General features: G+C 47.3%; 17 protein-coding genes. 8 read left to right on the forward strand and 9 right to left on the reverse strand.

The window, feature by feature from the left end:
• Positions 1–230 precede the first annotated feature (230 nt).
• The 7 genes from lysA to A7983_RS03250 form a co-directional block, all read right to left on the reverse strand.
• A complete protein-coding gene (lysA, locus tag A7983_RS03215) occupies positions 231–1,493 on the reverse strand; it encodes a diaminopimelate decarboxylase (protein ID WP_005974883.1) in 1,263 nt (420 codons plus the stop codon).
• A 188-nt stretch (positions 1,494–1,681) separates the two neighbouring features.
• Positions 1,682–2,476, reverse strand: coding sequence for a phage baseplate protein (locus tag A7983_RS03220; RefSeq protein WP_005974885.1), 795 nt, complete (start codon positions 2,474–2,476; stop codon positions 1,682–1,684).
• The gene (locus A7983_RS03225; RefSeq protein ID WP_005974887.1) at positions 2,476–4,719 is read right to left on the reverse strand and encodes a hypothetical protein; all 2,244 of its coding nucleotides are present in this window, start codon (positions 4,717–4,719) and stop codon (positions 2,476–2,478) included. The genes A7983_RS03220 and A7983_RS03225 overlap by 1 nt, the downstream gene beginning before the upstream one ends.
• A gap of 217 nt (positions 4,720–4,936) precedes the next feature.
• On the reverse strand, positions 4,937–5,632 hold the full coding sequence (locus A7983_RS03230) for a hypothetical protein (RefSeq protein WP_005974892.1): 696 nt from the start codon (positions 5,630–5,632) through the stop codon (positions 4,937–4,939).
• A complete protein-coding gene (locus tag A7983_RS03235) occupies positions 5,632–5,871 on the reverse strand; it encodes a hypothetical protein (protein WP_005974894.1) in 240 nt (79 codons plus the stop codon). The genes A7983_RS03230 and A7983_RS03235 overlap by 1 nt, the downstream gene beginning before the upstream one ends.
• Before the next feature lie 1,436 nt (positions 5,872–7,307).
• On the reverse strand, positions 7,308–7,919 hold the full coding sequence (locus tag A7983_RS03245; RefSeq protein WP_005974903.1) for a recombinase family protein: 612 nt from the start codon (positions 7,917–7,919) through the stop codon (positions 7,308–7,310).
• A gap of 1,149 nt (positions 7,920–9,068) precedes the next feature.
• Positions 9,069–9,983 carry a hypothetical protein gene (locus tag A7983_RS03250; protein WP_005974906.1) on the reverse strand — a complete coding sequence of 305 codons (915 nt, stop codon included), beginning with the start codon at positions 9,981–9,983 and terminating at the stop codon, positions 9,069–9,071.
• Between the two features lie 447 nt (positions 9,984–10,430).
• Here A7983_RS03250 and A7983_RS03255 point away from each other — a divergent pair, with 447 nt between their 5' ends.
• Complete coding sequence (locus tag A7983_RS03255) at positions 10,431–10,829, forward strand: hypothetical protein (RefSeq protein ID WP_005974908.1); 399 nt, start codon at positions 10,431–10,433, stop codon at positions 10,827–10,829.
• Between the two features lie 116 nt (positions 10,830–10,945).
• On the opposite strand, the gene A7983_RS03260 is transcribed toward A7983_RS03255, so the two are convergent.
• On the reverse strand, positions 10,946–12,607 hold the full coding sequence (locus tag A7983_RS03260) for a recombinase family protein (protein ID WP_005974910.1): 1,662 nt from the start codon (positions 12,605–12,607) through the stop codon (positions 10,946–10,948).
• A 41-nt stretch (positions 12,608–12,648) separates the two neighbouring features.
• Between A7983_RS03260 and A7983_RS03265 the strand changes: the two genes are divergently transcribed.
• Positions 12,649–13,581: a LysR family transcriptional regulator gene (locus A7983_RS03265; protein WP_039478319.1), complete on the forward strand. Its 933-nt coding sequence runs from the start codon at positions 12,649–12,651 to the stop codon at positions 13,579–13,581.
• A 29-nt stretch (positions 13,582–13,610) separates the two neighbouring features.
• Here the strand turns inward: A7983_RS03265 and A7983_RS03270 are convergent, their stop codons facing one another.
• The gene (locus tag A7983_RS03270) at positions 13,611–14,528 is read right to left on the reverse strand and encodes a LysR family transcriptional regulator (protein WP_005974916.1); all 918 of its coding nucleotides are present in this window, start codon (positions 14,526–14,528) and stop codon (positions 13,611–13,613) included.
• Positions 14,529–14,635: 107 nt separating this feature from the next.
• On the opposite strand from A7983_RS03270, the gene A7983_RS03275 reads away from it, so the two are divergent.
• The 6 genes from A7983_RS03275 (at position 14,636) to dusA (ending at position 19,687) form a co-directional block, all read left to right on the forward strand.
• On the forward strand, positions 14,636–15,517 hold the full coding sequence (locus A7983_RS03275) for an MBL fold metallo-hydrolase (protein WP_005974918.1): 882 nt from the start codon (positions 14,636–14,638) through the stop codon (positions 15,515–15,517).
• Positions 15,505–16,161: a DsbA family protein gene (locus A7983_RS03280; protein WP_005974921.1), complete on the forward strand. Its 657-nt coding sequence runs from the start codon at positions 15,505–15,507 to the stop codon at positions 16,159–16,161. Before A7983_RS03275 ends, A7983_RS03280 begins: the two co-directional genes overlap by 13 nt.
• Positions 16,162–16,450: 289 nt before the next feature.
• On the forward strand, positions 16,451–16,744 hold the full coding sequence (locus A7983_RS03285; protein WP_005974924.1) for a DUF7677 family protein: 294 nt from the start codon (positions 16,451–16,453) through the stop codon (positions 16,742–16,744).
• Between the two features lie 414 nt (positions 16,745–17,158).
• Positions 17,159–17,488, forward strand: coding sequence for a hypothetical protein (locus A7983_RS03290; protein ID WP_005974927.1), 330 nt, complete (start codon positions 17,159–17,161; stop codon positions 17,486–17,488).
• A 227-nt stretch (positions 17,489–17,715) separates the two neighbouring features.
• Complete coding sequence (locus A7983_RS03295; protein WP_005974929.1) at positions 17,716–18,420, forward strand: tetratricopeptide repeat protein; 705 nt, start codon at positions 17,716–17,718, stop codon at positions 18,418–18,420.
• Positions 18,421–18,664: 244 nt separating this feature from the next.
• Positions 18,665–19,687, forward strand: a complete 1,023-nt coding sequence (dusA, locus tag A7983_RS03300) for a tRNA dihydrouridine(20/20a) synthase DusA (protein ID WP_005974932.1) — start codon at positions 18,665–18,667, stop codon at positions 19,685–19,687.
• The last annotated feature ends 71 nt before the right edge of the window (positions 19,688–19,758 follow it).

The following is a 19,758-nucleotide window of genomic DNA, read 5'->3' on the forward strand; positions in this document are numbered from 1 at the left end:
AAAAAAACTGTGTCAGAGAACAAGATAGCGAGAGGTTTATCACATTGTGATTTGACTACATCAGAAACGAAGGTTGGTCAGGCAGGGGTAAAAAGGCACAGAAGACCAGCGCAAAAAAGAGGCCGCGAGCTAATCCACACTCGCGGCCCCTTGGTCTTATTGGTACACGTTACGCGCCATAAAGCGCTGCGCATTCAGTGCGTTGACAACACGAGGGGTATACGGGCTGATTAAAGCGCTTCCAGCGCCAGCAACTCGTCCAACGTTTGGCGACGGCGGATCAGGCGCGGTTCGCCATTTTCAAACAGCACTTCCGGCAGCAATGGACGACTGTTGTAGTTAGAGGACATCGATGCGCCGTATGCGCCGGTATCATGGAATACCAGATAGTCGCCAACCTGCACATCCGGTAGCGGGAAGGTTTCCACACCGCCGCCAGCCTGCTGGGTAAACACATCGCCGGATTCACACAGCGGCCCTGCAATCACGCTATCGTGCAACGTGGACTGGCTGATATCACGGCCATCGCCCGACAACAGAGAGACGTGGTGATAGCTGCCGTACATCGCCGGGCGCATCAGATCGTTAAACCCGGCATCGACCAGCACAAAGTGGCGGCTACCCATGGATTTTATCGCGCGGACTTCCGCTACCAACACGCCGGATTCCGCCACCAGAAAACGCCCAGGTTCAATTTCCAGCGTGATAGGATGGCCGAGATGTGCGGCAATTTTCTCCCGCGCCGCGTTCCACAGCCCATAATAGTGTTCAGTATCAATCGCTTCTTCGCCGTGGCGATAAGGAATCGACAGCCCGCCGCCCGCTGAAATCGCCTCAATATCCTGACCCAGTTCAACAACCTGCTGAACCATGGCCTCGCACACCTGTTCCAGATGGCCGTAATCGACGCCGGAACCAATGTGCATGTGGATCCCCACCAGCTTCAACTGATAGCGCTGAATGTGTGCCAGCGCCAATGGCAAATCACCGTACCAGATGCCGTGCTTGCTGTTCTCGCCGCCGGTATTGGTTTTCTGACTATGACCATGACCAAAACCTGGATTCACGCGCAGCCATACCGGATGCCCCGGCGACTGTTGCCCAAGCTGTTCCAGCATATCGACCGAACCAGCATTCACCGGAATGTTCAGTTCAGAAACGCGTTGCAGCGTCGGACGATCCAGCAGGTCGGCAGTAAAGACGATCTCGTGAGCATCAGTACCCGGCACAAACCCGGCCACCAGCGCACGCTCAATTTCCCCCAGCGAGACTGAATCGACTTTCACCCCTTGTTCACGCATCAGGCGCAAAATATGCGTGTTGGAACACGCCTTCTGCGCGAAGCGAATCGTATCAAACTGACGCAGTTGGGCGATGCGATTAACGATAGTCTGCGCATCGTAGGCCCACACCGGGCAACCAAAACGGGCAGGCAGTTCACGCAGGTTTTGCGCATCGAGGGCGTGTGTTACGTCATTCAGATCGTGAGGCATAAATAATTACCGGTGTAGAGGGTTAAACATGGTTGAGAATCACTATAAAAATAACCCCAGAGGTAAACAAATATCCTTTTAGGTAAACTCTATTCATTTTTGATATGGTTGATTGCAATGAAAAGAGGAGGCGATATGGCAGCAATATCCTTACGGCACATCGAAATGTGATTATTCTATAGTAACACTTACAGTTTCTTGTTTGGGTTAATACCAGCCGCTGTAGCCCAATCATTAGGTATGTACTTCTCTGCCTGAGCGCTCCCATTTCCCCATGTAACCTTCCCTGTATGAGGGTCAACGGTCTTTTTAATCTGGCAGTTGGCAAATGCCTTCTTAGCATTGTCGGGGAGAGAGCCATCAGCGTCTGCTGAGGCTAACTTGTCACATAGTCCGGCTGGTGGTTTAGCTATCACCTCAGTACCAGTCTTCCCTTTATCCTTCTTCTGGGTGACAGCACCATCTTTAGTGGTCTTCTTCCCATCACCCCCGTTTGCAGGGGCTTCTGTACGTCCAACCTGAACAACAAAGTTTGCATTCTGGAAGGTTAAGGATACGTTCAGACCATTGGCAATTTTACTGTCTTTCTTGGCCTCAAACTGGGTACAGAGAGCATTGTCAAGAGTGATGCCATCTTTGCAGAGCACCCTCAGAATCTGACGCTGTGAACGCCAACGTTGTAGAGTAGATACGAAATCTTCCACTTCAGAGTTGTTCCTTGAAACGAAAAATGTTCCTTCATAGTCCACTACAACGACACCATTCACAGTAATCGTCTGAGGCTTCTCCTGAATGTTATCCGTAATGACCTGCCCAGATTGGACAGGCTGTGTGGTAACATCCATCGGTGCAGAAAACTGCATATCTGTGGTTGCAGACATTGTGAGAAAGACAGACATATCATTGCGTAGATGGAAAATGATACCGTCCTTCCCTTTATAGTTCATTGGGCTGATATTGTAGCCCGATAGACCGATAGCCATTAGTTTGGATTCCTTTTGAGATAACTTGGTGAAAACCCTGCATTGTTTCCCTGAGACTGCCAATTACCTCCAAGGCCACTCGCAGACACCAACGTAGATTCAAAGTGATTTTCAAGCTGTGCCTGTACAGTTTGCTGTGTAACAGTTCCATCAGGTTGTTTGATATTTATGGTGAAGGGGAGTAGCTGTAATGGCTTCTGATTGAGTGAGAGCTGTAAAACAGCATCCCTCGATGGGAAAGAATCTAGCGCTCGTGGCGGTAATGATGCCCCTTTCCAGTTCCCGCTGAAAAGTGGAATGTTAGGGTCATTAGCCCATGCATTGAATTTTCTGCCTAGCATCACATCGGTAGCTGAGAACCATTTTCTAAGTGAAGAGACATTCGGGTCATCTGCGATTTCTTGAGCTGTACGGGGCTTGTTGGGTTCCATGCCAAAGAGTGACCGTGTTTTGTTGGCTAAATCTGTCGCAAACTCGTTCATACCATTAGCATTTTTAGCCAGCTCTATCACCGCAGCCACGCCAAAGGCTTTACCAGCAAGTGACCAGAAGCCAGTACCAGCCAGAGCACCCGCTGTACTCCCCAGACCAAGCAAACCTTTCAGTTTACCCATCACCCCAGCGAACAGGGCAATCGTTGTCCCCATAGCCAGCCAGTCAAAGGTGGAGCTACTCAGCTTGCCCATCACCTCAGACACTTTGTCAAACCAAGGCTGTGACTTCTTCCAATCGTCAATCTGGATGCCAAACAACGTTAAATAGCCATCTAAGCGTGCACCCCACTGGTCTAGTGACCTGACATTGCGAGTCATCTGTTCCAGCACCCAGCCAAGCGCCTCACCGAGTTTAAAGGTTAATCCGCTGGTGGAATCAAGCATACTGCTACTACTATCAAACAGACTGCGTAAGCCACCCTCAAACCCTTTGAAAAAGGAAATTTGGGAATTCGCTACGGCGTTCTGGTAACGACCTTGACTAGCTGCAATAGAGTGCTGTGTCTTCTCGTATGCGTTAGCGTCCCTGTTCATTTTATCCATAGCGCGGGACATGGTCTTATCCCACTCTTGACCTGTCATGCTGTTGGCTTTGGCTCTTACGTCACCTATTTTGATATTCAGTAGCTTTGCAACCGCTGGGATAAGAGCGGGGGCGTTCTCTAACACTTGGCGGTAGTTGTTGCCCTGTCCACCTTTGTTAGCTCCAGCTTCCTGAGCCATCACATAGGCTAAACCTTGCTGCTGCTGGGTAGTCATACCGGTGTTATGAGCAAAGACACTCATGTTCTCCAATAGGGGCACTATCTCACTATCTGAGAAGGCTTGACCCATTGTCTGCTTCAGCACAGCGGCCTGTTTCATCGCATCAGTCTGATTTACACCGTATTTACGTGAGTATTCAGCAACATCACGATTCATATTCTTGGTGTTATCGCCATAAGCTGAACTCATCATTGTGCTGGCTTGAGTACGCTCAATGCCCTGTTTCAGTGATTCAGTGAAGAGTTCAAAGGCATTCCGTACACTGAAGACTACAGCCGTCAATGCCCCTAAGTTACCTGTTAACCCTGTCAGTGCGTTATTTGTTGCTGCTGCATGTAGCGCACTGTTTCTGGTAAATGATTGAGAACGTAAGAAGACCTGTTGTGATGAGATAGCCTCTCGCATAGCCATACGGAACTGTCTCATATCGCCACCAGAGTTAACCGCTGCATCCCGCATAGCCATACGGTACTGTCTCAACTGGTCGGTATGACCGCCAGCCTCTAGACGTTGAGCAATGGAACCGTTATTCAGTGCATGAATACGCTCAACCTGTCTCATACGGGCATTGGCGAAGTTATCACGTGATGGTCTGCTACTATTCCCATTACCAAGTGGGTTACCTGCTGCTGTTCTACGGACGTTTAAGGCTCTCTCAAGCGCTGACTGTACACGTGCTGCTGACGCTGTACCTTCACGCTCAAATCGTGTGAAAAGCCCAGTCTGAACGCCTCTTACCTGTAACGAGCGTGATAGCACCCTGTTGATGTTATTTCCTGACTTAGAAGCATTGGCTTCCATTCGCTTTAGGTTCTGGCTAAAGCCTTTTGTGAAGTCTTTGGAGAAAGCGCGGTTCAGTCTTGCTTCAAATTTCTGTGCAGAAGCATTAACCTTATTTTCCAGAGACCTTAAGCCACTCATTACTTTTGATGGGTCGAAACCCATCTCAATCACGAATTCTGATACTGTGAATTGACCGCTCATTTATTCTTTTCTCTCAATATATTTTTTAATATTTTCTGTGTCTTCTTCTGAGAATTTCATTCAGGCTAAGAGTCCACTCAAATAGTCACACAGTTCATTGTTAACCTGCTGCTTCATTAGGCATCGTAGACTGTCGTTAATTGTCTTCATCACTATTCCTAAAAATAGAAAAGGCACCTAATGAGAATTAACCCACCAGATGCCCTATCCGATTATTTTATTTTAAAAGCTGCTCAAGAGTAATAATACTCTCAAGCTTGGCCTTAATATCTTTTTTAACCGATGCCAGTTGAACCTGTGACTGTTTAAAACGACCCTCAGCCAGTGTTACCGCTTCAAGTGCCTTCTGCTTCCCATAGGCTACGCTGTCGTCTAACTTTGCGAAGTCAGCGATGGAACTGATACCATCAGGGAACAGGAGAACTGTTTCAGCTTTACCATCGTTAGCGGCTCCTTGCTCGAAGCCACCAATGTGATATCCCTCAACATTGAACTTACCTTGCTCAAGGTACGATTGCTTTACGTGAGAGTTGATGCAGTAAACACGCTGAATTGAAGGGTGGCGTCTTGCGAAATCGATGGTATGGCGCGCCGCTTCAATATCAACCTGTGACCGAGCCACATCAAGTGCTTCTTTTGCTGCCTCTTTTTGCTCAATGGCACGCTTCAGTACAGGCAGGCTATCACGTTCAATCTGAAGTCTCTGTTCAGTTGGTGCAAGCTGCTGGAAGGAATAATCACGCTCTAACTCATCCTGCTTTGATTGTTCAGCGAGCATTGCATTTAACACATCAGCGTCACGTTGTGATTTATCGTTAGCTTCGGTATCACATTCCAGACTCATCATGCCTTGATTAATACGCTGGTGGTTGTCACCGATTCTTGTGTGGTTCGATACGAATGCGTTCATCATTATTCGCTCACCCCACTTTGCAGAAGATTCGATAACTCTTGTTTGAGACCGTGCTGAATGTCTTTAATTACTGACGTGATAATGTAGTCATTCGCTGGATAACCACGTTGAATAAAGAGTTCACGCATTTCTTCCATTATTAACTCTGGGAACTTCAGAACTGTTACTACCTGAGGGATAGTCATTGTTTCAAAAGTAAAGTCGAGCTGACCAAGTTCATTAATTGAGATGTATTGCATTGTGAGTTACCTTGTACTGTAGATTTATTTACTTACGTGTGAGGATAAAAATTAGGGATGCAGTGACAGCGCATGTCAGAATAGAAATAATCATATAAGCTTTTCCATCGATAAAAAAATAGCCATAGAACTAAACCGTGGCGTTTAATAAACTATGGCTCTGGAGAGAACGTAAAGAGAAAGGCAGAGGTACTCTTTTGCTATTTGGTCAGATAGCCCTCTGCATTCAGTGACCAATCAGGTGAAAGACTGAACGTGACTTTCTCTTTAAGCTCTGTGGGGGAATGAGAAGAGAAGAAGGCTTCATCTGGTAGAATCCACCTTAGCAATGGCAAGTAACTTACAATGCTTTCCTCACTATTAAAGTGTCGCATATTTCTTAACATTTGTCAATGAAATGTTGCATAATTGTTAAATTAAAAATTAACAAATGGCGTTATTCTCACTGATTGATATGATGCGGGTTTCGGGTCACGGTCAACGAACTTACAGGTTGATAAGGCTCGTAGGTATTTGGGCATGTTAGAGGCTATCCCAGCCGATTCACCAAGATAGCCCCAGTTATCACGATGGTCTTTAAAGTTGAGTGAATCTCGTAGGTCATGGTGTGCCATTATCTTTTACCTCACCGATTAGATATCTTCTTCATAGCCTGCTCACCAGACGCCAGATAGTGTCTAACACGTGATAGAGGCTGGTAGAATTCTGCTTTTGGATTATCACCGTAGGGGTTCCTTACTTTGATATACGCATAGTCTCCAGATGCCTTACGCTGCTTATAGAGCCTTACAGGTTGGCCTGAAACTGCACTGTAGCAACTGGCTGGTGGTGGATTGAGCCAAAGCAGGGTTTGCTTATCATCTGATAGCTGAAAAGTGTGTTTGATATAGTCGAGGGTGTGTTGTGGAAGGAGCTTCATTGGAAATCTCATATTTACAGGAAGGGAGTGATTACAGCGGAGAGGTATTTCAATAACAAAATGATAACAATTTATTAACATAATGTCAAGGTATTTCTAACCAGATAGGTATAGTGCCTCTTTATTTTTTTCATAAAAATGTGAATAGTAATTCACCCAACACATTGATATTAAAGTTAAAAATATCTTCTGGGTATCTGGGTAGTTTCTAGAGCGACTATGTCTATGCGCTTGGTGGTCGGTAGCTGTGATTACCCTTTCTGTGCAAAATTTTAAAATATCTCAATGACTTACATATATTGATGGGTGCAGTGAACTGTATCGATACTGCTTTTCAGGTGTAAGATTGAGAGTTGGTTGTTTAGCCCTGCATCATTCAATGAAACACCCCACAAAGGCACCTAAACAGCTCTCTGTTGAGTTTTAATGATTAATCCACCAACCCTGTAGTCGTCAAGGTAAAACCCCTTATAATAGCTTACAGCGCGTTTTAGAGAGATGCTGTTGAGTTATCACCCTAAATGGTCTTACTTACCTTCGCAATCGTGGCTCTGGAGCACTCCACCGTGTCCATAATATCACTGTAGGACATACCAGCTTGTAGCAGCTTTGCTATCCTCTCGTTACGCTGCGTATCCTCTGGGCGGCCTTTAAATTTACCCTCTGACTTGGCCTTTACGATGCCCTGTGTCTGTCTTCTCTTCCTGTCTGTGTAGTCTTTACGGGCGATTGCTGCCAACATATCGAGCATCATCCCGTTTAACGCTTCTAGCATACGGTTAGTAAACTCATCACCTGATTTTATAAGCTGGTGGCTTGTTGGCAGGTCTAAGGCGACCACTCTAACGCCTTTATCATTAATCAGTGACCTCAACTTGTTCCAGTCTTCACCGCTCAGGCGTGACAGTCTATCAACCTGCTCCACTAAGAGAACATCCCCATGCTGTGCAATCTCAAGCAGCCTGAACAATTCAGGACGCTGTAAAGACGCCCCCGACTCATTCTCTGTAAAGTAGCTTGAAATAGTCATACCGTTGGCTGTAGCGAACTCATCCAACTGACCTTTGGCGCGCGTTGCATCTTGCTGAGTAGTGGAAGCCCTGAGGTAAGCATAAACACGTGAAGTCATGATAATGAACCGTGATAGTCTGTTTAGAGTGGTTTAATTATATCAGTCTGTTTTGACTGGTTCAATAAATCATTTAGAGGGGTTATTCAGTTCACTAAACCAGTATCTGTTGAGGTATACCTAAAACAGACCGATTCAAACTATCTACAGCCCTTCTGTTCAGTAAGTCCGAGCAGGCGAGGACTGATGGGCTGATAAGCGAAGAAAGCCCCACCCTTAAAGGTCACTGTCCAAACTAAAACGTTCTTCGTCATTTCATCATGACTCATGGTCGCTCGCCTACTCGCTCCACTCTGGACAATCAACCTTAAACATAACTGTCACCATAACAGCCCTTACCTCAACTGTGACCAGACTGTTCAGGACGCCATCAGGAAGGCACCTAAACAGCCCTCTGTTGAGTTTTGACTGTCAGTCTATTACCCCATAATCTTTAAGATAAAATCTCTTAGAATCGCTTACAGAGGCTCTGTGGCACTTTTTTATAACGAGAAGGGGGATGTGTGTAGCAAAAAGGAAAAACCTGTTAATTTCACCGAACCGACAAACACCAATAAATATAAATAAAATCAATGACATGAAATGAAATCATTAAGATAAATGAGCAAATTTTGTTGATAGACTCCCTGTTAATTACCCTGTTAATTGAGTCACTAAAGGTATGGGGTATTAAGTATATTTTTTTGATATTCAGATGGTTGAGGTGGTTAGCACTTCTTACTAATGACAGCTTTTGAAATGTTATGATAGGCTTGGCGAACACCTTTACAGGTTACTATATCTATCTATACAGTATTCTTTACAGTGTCTGTTAACATCTCACCTTCCCTTACGGGTTATCGGTGCATACTGTAAAGCGTGTCTGGTCAAGGAAAAGAGCTATCACATCCAAGATAGCGAAGTCTTTTAGTGTGACCAAATCCTTAACAGCCTCCCCTTGAAAGTTCTGTTAACATCTGGCTTGGCTTTTATTGCCCTGCGCCTAACTGCCCATACTGTTAAGTCACTCTTTCAAGTCTCCTTTATCTAGTTCGCTATAATCTGTTTGACGCTGCCCTGCTCGTCGCGTCTTAGTGTCTCGCTCACTCGACACAACTGAAAAGATAACTGTAACGAGTCCCTTCTATATCTTACCTACTTATAATTGAGTCACCAGCCAACCATTTCACCAGTTTCAACATCAACGTAACAGCTCAGGTCAGATAACCATTCCAGACTCTGGACAGTTATACTTTCAAGTCTCTCTTTATCTAGTTCGTTATAATATGACTCACCGTGAACAGTGACCCGACCACCATTTGATACACGATAGCGTGAGCTACCGGACTCAATCATGTGACCTGCGATATAGCGCTGTACCTCATCGAAACTTAACCCTGCCTCAAACAATTTCTGTGATAACTGCTCTTTGGTGATAGGCGCTCTTGTCAGTCTGTCCAGTTCATACCCTTTCGCATCTTCTGAAAGGTCGAACTGTTCAGACTCCAGACAGTCCACATTTTCCAGTTCTTTTATATAGTTCGCTATAATGTCATCGTAGTATGTGAAAACCTTGATGACATTACGGCAAGCATCAGCAAGAGATTGCGCGTATCGTTCCCCTACCATTTCGGTATCAACACGGCGTTGATTCAGCATCACATAAACAGCCTCAGTGCTAATGATGGGCAGTGATTTCATTAGACTGAAAACCACGTATGCGTTATGGCAATTGCCCGTGGTGTTTTGCCTGATTGCACCCATGAACAAATCTTCCACACCTGATGGTATGTTGGCGTAGCTGTTCAGACGCCTGAATAAGTCAATATAAAGATTCGGTGTTTCCTTGCCTGAGCGTGGTTTACGGGCTGGATTCTTCGCTACAGACTGTGCTTTACGCTTCTTAGCAAGGGACTCCTTCAAGGCCATAGCACTTAGCGTTATACCCTGTAGGGCGATTTGGTCAGCACCTGATAGGTGAGTTAAGGTGACTGTTTGATTCCGCCCAAGCACTCCACAATTGTTAAAAAACATTGGTGACAGTGTTCTTGAGCTAGAGCCATTACTTACGCTGAGATTGTTCATTGGGTATTCCTTGCGGTGGTTTATTACAGACGAAAAAAATCGATTGGTGATTACTTAAAAGCCATCTACCAACCAGACTGCGCCGCAAACACAGAAGATTGGCCTCATCGTAATGATGAAATCCAGTAGTACCAGTACCAGACAGACGTAAGTAATCACCAAGCGATTATTATTGGCGTAGATAAGAGGGTATATAGTGAAGGTGTATCTTTGCGGGATAGAGGATAACGGTTGGTGGTAGTTATTCTTTCTTCAACTGATAGGTTAAATTTAACATTTTCTTAACATTTTGTCAAGCTAAAAGACTGGCGGTTATATAGCCCGATAACATTAATTAATTGTTACGTGATTGTGTGGCGCATTCACTTTACAGTACACAGCTTGCAGCGATGGGAAATATGGGTGTAACTTTCAAACTCACTTTATCACTAGCATTGAGTAAGACATATGAACTTTAGAAATATTACTCCAGACAGGATAAGATACAGCCACACAGCACTGCACGATATGGCCGTATTAGGCGTAGATGTAGCATATCTTAAATCTGCACCTGAAGACTTCAAACCGCAGAGTAACCATAAATACGCATGGTTGCAAAAGGGAGTCTGGCTGGTTGGCACTTACATTAAAGAGCACAATGGTGATTATTCATTCTTCGCTGAATATGCTGAAGAAGCCACGTTATGTGTGATGACAAATTTAGGCAGAGCAATATGTATTGCACATAAAACAGAGGAAAACTATCAATCTGATGATGAACTACTCAAGAGGGAACTTGAACAAGTAGAAGATGAAAATATATATCAGATGATGTTCCGTGAATTAAAAGAACTCGCAAGTAAATAACTCTATATAACTGCCTTTGCTATCGAAGTACATAACAAAAACAGGCAGTTATACAAATCTACTCACAAATGCTATTCATCATACTCACTAGCCCAATCGGGGGGCGCTCTTTATCTTTATTTACCTAAGATAATCTTTACAGCTTCACTCTCTGATTTAAAGTCATTCAAATCTTTGAAGTCCAATGTACCTGTATCTTCCATCAGGTTAGACCATCCATCTAAATAACCACCTTCAAGTATTGGTAAAGCCTGCTCACTACCTGTGATAACTTCCACAAGGCTAAAGTTATTCACCCGTTTTCCATTATGGAAAATAACATCACATGATTTCATAGTGGTATTAAGGGTTATGTTTTTAACGTAGCTGAAAACAAGACCGCGAGCTTCTATCCGCCCCTCGTTGGTCTTGAGGTTACAATCTCTAAATAAATGTTTTTTTGTACTCGTAGACTGCTGCCTCAACAAATCCAGTTGCTTTTGTTTCTCAGTAATCAGACTGGTGATTGACTCAATACTGCTAACAATATCCTCTATAACGACCTCAGAGCGAGCATAACGCATTGCAGTGTGAAGGGCTTTCATCTCATCGCCTAATACAGAAATCTCTGTGACCAGCGTGTTAAGGCTCTTCTGTAGCGTTTTATCATATTCTTCAGTTGTCATATTAATAAGCAGACGGTTAACTATTGCAGCCTCAAAGAGTCGCATCGGTAATCGTGGTGCATCACAGCCTTTACCACTAAGTTTACGGCATGTTATAGAGCCATGATAGCCAGCCCTGCAACCCTCGATTGTCATAAGTCCATCACACTTGCTACAACGAATTAAGCCACGAAATAGATTAATTCCATGAGGGAAGCTCCGTTCTTTGTATCCACCACCATTAACATTAAGTGATTGAACCTTATTCCATTGGTCAAGGCTTATAACTGGTAGCCCATAGTAACCAGCCACAGCAGGGTATTTAGGCTGACCATTAGAATCTTTAAGTCTGGATTCAGGTAGTGTACCCAGCACAGAAACAGCTCTTAGAATGTCCCTTACAGTAGTCTGGCTCCAGACTCTGGTCTTCTTCTGCCTTGTTAAAGGTGGGTACTGTTCAATATGTTCATTAAGGTACGCAGTGATAGCAGGTAACCCGCTATTCTTTTCCCGCATGGCATAGATGAGTTGAACAGTTTTAGCTCCTGCGTTATGTATAAAGGTCTCTTTACCGCATTTATCTTTGACAATATCCAACCATGAAGGACATTGTTTGCTCATCACAGTTAATGATTCCTTAGCTGCGATGCGCTTTGCTCTCTTAGCCTTACCCACACGTTCAGCCAGCTTTAAGCTGTAGTCATGAGCTGCGTGCATCTGGAGAAGCGAAGTAATCATGTAAGCAATATCACCACGATTGGATTCATTATGCTCTCTGCCATCCATTAATGTGACAATGCTTACACCCGCCTTGATAATCGTGACCATACGGTTACGAGCGTCATCAACATCATCACGCCCGAACCTATCAAAGGCTTCTATAAGTAAATAAGAACCTTTTTCAATATGACCTTTTTCAATAGCATCAAGGAACATTCCTAACCCAGCATCAGCAGCAAGATGCCTACCTTTGAAAGCAGATTTACCAATATCACTGAAGCTGAAACGTGTGTCTAGTACCACGTCTGGGTGAGCTGCCAACCATTTGTTGACGCTATCTTCCTGCCTATCTAACCCTTGCCCTTCAGCCTGCTTCAAAGAGCTTATTCGCTTGTAACTATATGCCTTGGTCACTGTGCTATTCTCCACGAAAGCAATCTATAAGGGATGGTAGCATGGCAAATAAGAGGTTACTACAGATGCGGCACATCGAGATTTTCCATGCGGTTATGACGACCGGGAATCTGACGGAAGCCGCAGCGCTGCTGAATACGTCGCAGCCGACCGTCAGTCGCGAGCTGGCACGCTTCGAGAAGCTGATTCAGATGACGCTGTTCGAGCGGCTGCGCGGCAGGCTTTATCCCACCGCGCAGGGGCTAGAGCTATTTGAAGAAGTACAACGCTCTTACTATGGGCTAGAGCGGATCGTCAACGCCGCCCGCGATATTCGCCGTTTTCAGCAGGCGCAGCTTTCTATTGCCTGCTTGCCCGTGTTCTCACAATCGCTACTGCCTGACGTCTGCAAGCCGCTGCTGGCACGCTATCCGCTGCTTAATCTGCATATCATTCCGCAGGAATCACCGCTGCTGGAAGAATGGCTGTCCGCGCAGCGCCATGATTTAGGGTTAACGGAAAACAGCCTCACGCCAGCCGGTACAGAGCGGCAAACGCTGATGTTATTGAATGAAGTGTGCGTGCTGCCAGCTGGACATCAACTGGCGAAAAAAGCGGCGATCACGCCACAGGATTTTGCTCATCAGCCTTTTATTAGCCTGTCGAGCGCCGACAGCTATCGCCAGTTGCTAGATAAGCTGTTTCAGGATCAGGGCGTATCTCGCCGGATGGTGCTGGAAACCCACAGCGCAGCATCGGTGTGTGCGATGGTGCGGGCAGGCATCGGGCTATCCATCGTTAACCCGTTAACCGCCTTGGATTATGCGGCCTCCGGCGTAGTCGTGCGGCCTTTCAGTATCGATGTCCCCTTTACCGTCAGCCTGATCCGCCCGCTGCACCGCCCGGCGTCGGCGCTCGTCGATACCGTCATTGAACAACTCCAGCAGTACGCCGCAAGCGTGCCTGCACGTCTGGAACAGGTCTTGCGACAGTAACCGATCTTGCAACAGTAGCGCCTAGCTCGCTACACCGCTTTCTGGGTCAGCGTCCGCCAGCGCACATCGTGAGCAAACCAGTCCACCAGAAAATCTAACAGAGTACGCAGCGCAGCAGGCATCTGGCGGCGCGAGGTGTAAATACCGTAAATGCCCATCGCCTGCGGGCGATATTCTGGCAGCAGCGCGACCAACTGTCCGCTGGCGAGATAAGGTGTTACAGAGTAGCGCGGTTGCAGTGCAATCCCCGCCCCTTCCAGCGCACCGGACAGCAGCACAAGCGATTCATTGCCGCTCAGGTTTCCGCTGACGGGAATCGTAAACTTTTCATCATCGCGGGAAAAATGCCACAGGCTTTTGCCAAAGTAGGTGTAGGTCAGGCAGTTATGCACCGAAAGATCGGTAAGCTGTCGCGGAATACCATGCTCATTCAGATAAGACGGTGACGCACACAATACCGACTCACAGCCTGCCAGCAGGCGCGCGATCAAATTGGGATCAAGTTCGTTGGTGATACGCAACGCCAGATCGATACGCTCCTCAACCAGATTCACTGACCGATTATTCATTTGCAGATCGATAGCGACCCGAGGATGGTGCCGCAGGAAAGTAGTTATTGCCATGCCGATCGCCCCCTGCGCCAGCGACTGCGAACAACTGAGTCGCAGCAAGCCGCTTAACATGGCATTGCCAGTATCGGCCTCGACGCGCATGTCCGCCGTCAACGCGAGCATCTCCCGGCAGCGCGCCAGCGTTTTTTCCCCCGCATCCGTCAGGCTCAGCTTACGCGTGGTGCGATGCAATAACCGCGCCCCCGCCCACGTCTCCATCTCAGCCAGATAGCGCGTGACCATCGCTCGGGACATATCCAGCGTCTCTGCCGCGGCGATCATGCTGCCGCGGTCTATAATAGTGACAAACACTTCAGCAGCCGTAATGCGATCCATAAATTAGTCCGTTTTATGCAACAAACAATTGCCATTTTTGCGGTTTTTCGTACGAAAAATGCAACATAACATGAACCCACTTTCTGTCATACCTGTGGAGTATCACCATGTCTAAATCTATCGCTTTTACCGTATCGTTACTCGCTGCATCTCTAGGTCTGGCTTCTGCTGCCAACGCCGCTGAGTTAAAAATCGACGTATTTAATCCAGGCGAAGCGAGTGTATTCCCGGTTTCCTCCGAGATTATCAGCGGCGATAAAGAAGTTGCCCTGATTGATGCCCAGTTCCAGCGTAACGATGCCCAAACGCTGGTTGATCGCATCAAAGCCACTGGCAAAAAACTGACTACCGTCTATATCAGCCACTCCGACCCTGACTACTACTTCGGTCTGGATGTGATTAAAGCCGCGTTCCCAGACGCTAAAATCATTGCGACCCAAGCCACTATCGATGCCATCAACGCCAGCAAAGACGGTAAAGTGGCGCACTGGGGCCCGGTTCTGAAAGAAAACGCACCGAAAGAGATCGTCGTTCCTCAACCATTGGCAGGCGATAGCTTTACCGTTGACGGCAAAAAACTGGAAGTGAAAGGACTGACAGGGCCAACGCCGGATCGCACTTACGTCTGGATCCCCTCGCTGAAAGCTGTTGTCGGTGGTATTCCTGTATCTGCCAACATCCACGTCTGGCTTGCCGATACCCAAACACCGGAATCTCGCGTTCACTGGCGTGAAACGCTGAAATCGATTGAAGCGCTGAAGCCGACCACCGTCGTACCGGGCCATTTCATCGCGCCAACGGATTACACCTTGAAGAACGTGACGTTCACGCTGCAATATCTGGATACGGTGGAAAAAGAGCTGGCGAAAAGTAAAGATTCTGCCGAGCTGATCGCAGCAATGAAAAAACACTACCCGACGCTGAAAGAAGAATCAGGTCTTGAACTGAGCGCGCAAGTTCTGAAAGGTGAGATGAAGTGGCCGCAGTAAGACTACATTACATTTACGATCCTTTGTGCGGCTGGTGCTACGGCGCCGCCCCACTCGCGCTGACCGCGCAGGAGATTGACGGGCTGGATTTGATTCTCCACGGCGGCGGCATGATGACAGGCAGCAATAGCCGAACCATCACCCCAGAGTGGCACGATTATGTCATCCCTCACGATCGCCGTATTGCGCAGTTAACCGGGCAGACCTTCGGGGAAGCGTATTACGAAGGACTGCTGCGTGATACCAGCGTCGTGCTGGATTCCGCGCCGCCGACGGCTGCGGTACTGGCTGCGGAAGCAATGGGCGACAAAGGCATGGCGATGCTGTACCAGATTGAGCAAGCACACTACGTTTCCGGGCTCAAGATCGTCGATACCGCCGTGCTGCGTCAATGTGCAGAAGCGATCGGCCTGGATGGCGATGCCTTCTGCACGGAGCTGGCGTTTGTTCGAGCAGAAACACTGTCACAGCATATCAACGCTAGCCGGGAACTGCTGGCGAAAGTGCGCGGACAGGGTTTTCCTACTTTTGCGCTAGAAGATGCCAACGGGTATTTCCAGCAAATACCCGCAGCAAACTACCTCGGTCAGGTAGACGCGTGGCGTAGCATGCTCATACAGATGGTCAACCACGCAACGGCATAATCACAGCGCCCAATCTTCCCCAAGGGAGTAGGCCAATAGCCTGCTCCCTTTCCTTTTTTATTCTCAATGCAGTTTGTATCTCATCCCTTTAAACCGCTAAAGTGTTTCCTTCGTGATAAATCCGCGCGCTCCCGCGTTTATTCATCATCTCGTTGAGAGGGAAGCAACATGAGAGCTATGCTGCCAGCGTAACTGCCGGAAAATACGTTTACTCTGATGAATACGGCGGGCTGACATCGATTGATGCGCTATAAATGCGCAAAGCAGTCAATAACGGGACTGATTAACAATGAAATTAAGCCACAGCTTTAGCAGCGCATTAAGAACCTTCGCCTATTTCATGGCTAGCGGCACCCAAAATACGCTTGAAGGCATCGATTACCTTTCACTGTACGGTGAAGAGCCCAGCGCATTTGAACAAGTCTTCGCGATCTACGCCAATGTGTTAGAGCTGGATGAAGACGGTAACGTACTGAACGCCAAATATGCCGAAAAACGGGCAACAGACTATTTACGGCAATACTGCGATCCCAGTTTTACCGTTGAACCACCTTATGAAGACTGGGAAATTGAGCTGCATTAATTTATCCACAGGACGTCTTGATCAAAAAAGCCTCGACGAAACGGTCGAGGCATAGTAAAAAATCGCGTTAATGACGGATTATAATATTTTTATATCAGTCAGCTTGACGGGTAAAAACAACATCATTCAAATGAAAAACGCTGCTGGTCACCACTAATCGTGGTGTACGAACGGCTACCGCTTAACGTAATTTGTTGAAGGGTATCCGTTGATGTTCCAACCCAATAGTCACGAATGACATAGTTGTAACCACCCATATTGGCACGATTATGTCATCCCTCACGATCGCCGTATTGCGCAGTTAACCGGGCAGACTTTCGGAGCAGCTTATTACGAAGGGCTGCTGCGCGCGTACTGGATTCCGCGCCGCCGACGGCTGCTGTACTGGCTGCGGAAGCCATGGACGACAAAGGCATGGCAATGCGGTACCAGATTGGGCAAGCACACTACGTTTCCGGTCTCAAGATCGTCGATACCGCAGTGCTGCGTCAATGTGCAGAAGCAATCGGCCTGGATGGCGATGCCTTCTGCACGGAGTTGGCGTTTGTTCGAGCAGAAACACTGTCACAGCATATCAACGCCAGCCGGGAACTTCTGGCAAAAGTGCGCGGACAAGGTTTTCCTACTTTTGCGCTAGAAGATGCCAACGGGAATTTCCAACAAATACCCGCGGCAAACTACCTCGGCCAGGTAGAAGCGTGGCGTAACATGCTCACACTGATGGTCAACCACGCAATCGCATAATCACAGCGACCAATCTTCCCCAAGGGAGTAGGCCAATAGCCTGCTCCCTTTACTTTTCGTTCTCGATACCGTCCTATATCATTTTAAATTAGCGGGTTATCCCGCTAAAATATCCCTCGGCGTGCGCGATTCATCGGTATCGAAGATATAGCAGATTGCTCATAAGCCGTTATTGTTATTCGTTGCGCCTTATCGGCGTTTTTTTATTAAAATGTGAAGGATTACACATGAAATTTATTTCGTTATTTTTTGCCACTGCACTCTCACTTTGGCTGTCTACGGCATACGCCACAGCCGACGATTTTGAGAATAAGCCTCTCGCGGAAATACAGCAGCTCGCAAATGAGGGTAATGCAGGCGCACAATTGGAACTGGGTTATAGGTACAATGAGGGGAACGACGTAGAGAAAAATGACGAGCAGGCAAAAGCCTGGTACATGAAAGCGGCGGAGCAAGGCAACGCCGATGCACAATGCGAACTTGGCTTCATGTATTTTGAAGAACAAGAGTCAGCCAAAGCGATCCCATGGTTTAAAAAAGCCGCCGCTCAAGGCAATGTTGACGCACAATTCCAACTCGGCATTATGTATACAAAGGGGTTTGGTACTGCATCAAATTACAGGACAGCATTTAAATACATGAAAGATGCCGCAGAACAAAATGAGCAAATGGCACAACTCATGATTTCAGCAATGTATACTGATGGCATGGGCGTTAAGAAGGATGATTTACAGGTTTATTTCTGGTTCTCCGTATTCAATCGAAGTGAAAAAAATCAGGAATTAATTGAAAAACCAGAAATAAAAAATCTAATTCAACTGATTGAGAAGAAATCACAAGAAATTGAAAAAAACATGTCAAAAAAAGAACTTCAGGAATCCAAACGGTTACAGGACGAGTTTATTAGTAAACATAACAATAGCGTCCAGTAACGTACTACATTACTAACCTTAAGCCTGCTGATGAGGTCGCTTAGGTGACCTTTATTTACGCTTAGTTAACAGCGTCGTGACTCAATTATTGAGCGCAGGTTGTCGCGCATACAGGACACAGGTTCCCCGATGTGAAACCAGATCGCTATCTGCCACGCCCCATTCCCTGTGCTACAATCCCGCGCCAACAGAGCTAGCCCCAGATCACACAGCCAAAAACACACGAAACGATGACTGACAAACCATGACCGACGTAAAATCAGGTAAAAACAACGCAGTATCAGCCGATTCCCGCGCCTCTCATCTTAACCGCTTCTCCATCGCGCCGATGCTCGACTGGACCGATCGCCATTGCCGTTACTTCCTTCGCCAACTAACTGGTCAGACGCTGCTGTATACCGAAATGGTGACGACAGGTGCGATTCTTCACGGCAAAGGCGACTACCTGGCCTATAGCGAAGAAGAGCATCCACTGGCGCTGCAACTCGGCGGCAGCGATCCTACGGCGTTGGCACAATGCGCCAAACTGGCGGAACAGCGCGGCTATGATGAAGTGAACCTGAACGTCGGCTGCCCGTCCGACCGTGTACAAAATGGGCGTTTCGGCGCCTGCCTGATGGGCGAAGCGGCGCTGGTAGCGGACTGCATCAAAGCGATGAAAGACAGCACCTCAATCCCGATTACGGTGAAAACCCGCATCGGCATTGACGATCAAGACAGCTATGAATTCTTGTGCGAGTTTATCCAAACCGTTGCTGGGCGCGGCGAGTGCGATACCTTCGTCATCCACGCGCGCAAAGCCTGGCTATCGGGCCTGAGTCCGAAAGAGAATCGGGAAATTCCACCACTGGATTATCCGCGCGTTTATCAGCTCAAGCGTGATTTCCCAGCGCTCACCCTCGCTATCAACGGCGGCGTCAAAACGCTGGAAGAAGCCAAAACGCATTTACAGCATCTGGACGGTGTGATGATGGGGCGTGAGGCTTACCAAAATCCCGGCATTCTGGCACAGGTTGACCGTGAACTGTTTGGTATTGATGCCGTTGCTCCGGATCTGGCTGACGTAGTGCGGGCCATGTATCCCTACATCGAACGCGAACTTTCTGGCGGTGCATCATTAGGCCACATCACGCGCCATATGCTCGGTATGTTTCAGGGCATCACCGGTGCTCGTCAGTGGCGACGCTACCTGAGCGAAAACGCCCACAAGCCCGGTGCCGACGCTGCGGTAGTAGAACGTGCGTTGGCGCTGGTTAATCTGGTTTAAAAAATACCAATAGTTAGCATTACCCACCTATACGTTCTCATTTCTCTTTCTGGCGTCGCTGATAAATCAAC

It is taken from the genome of Pectobacterium wasabiae CFBP 3304 (assembly GCF_001742185.1).
GTDB classification, from domain to species: domain Bacteria; phylum Pseudomonadota; class Gammaproteobacteria; order Enterobacterales; family Enterobacteriaceae; genus Pectobacterium; species Pectobacterium wasabiae.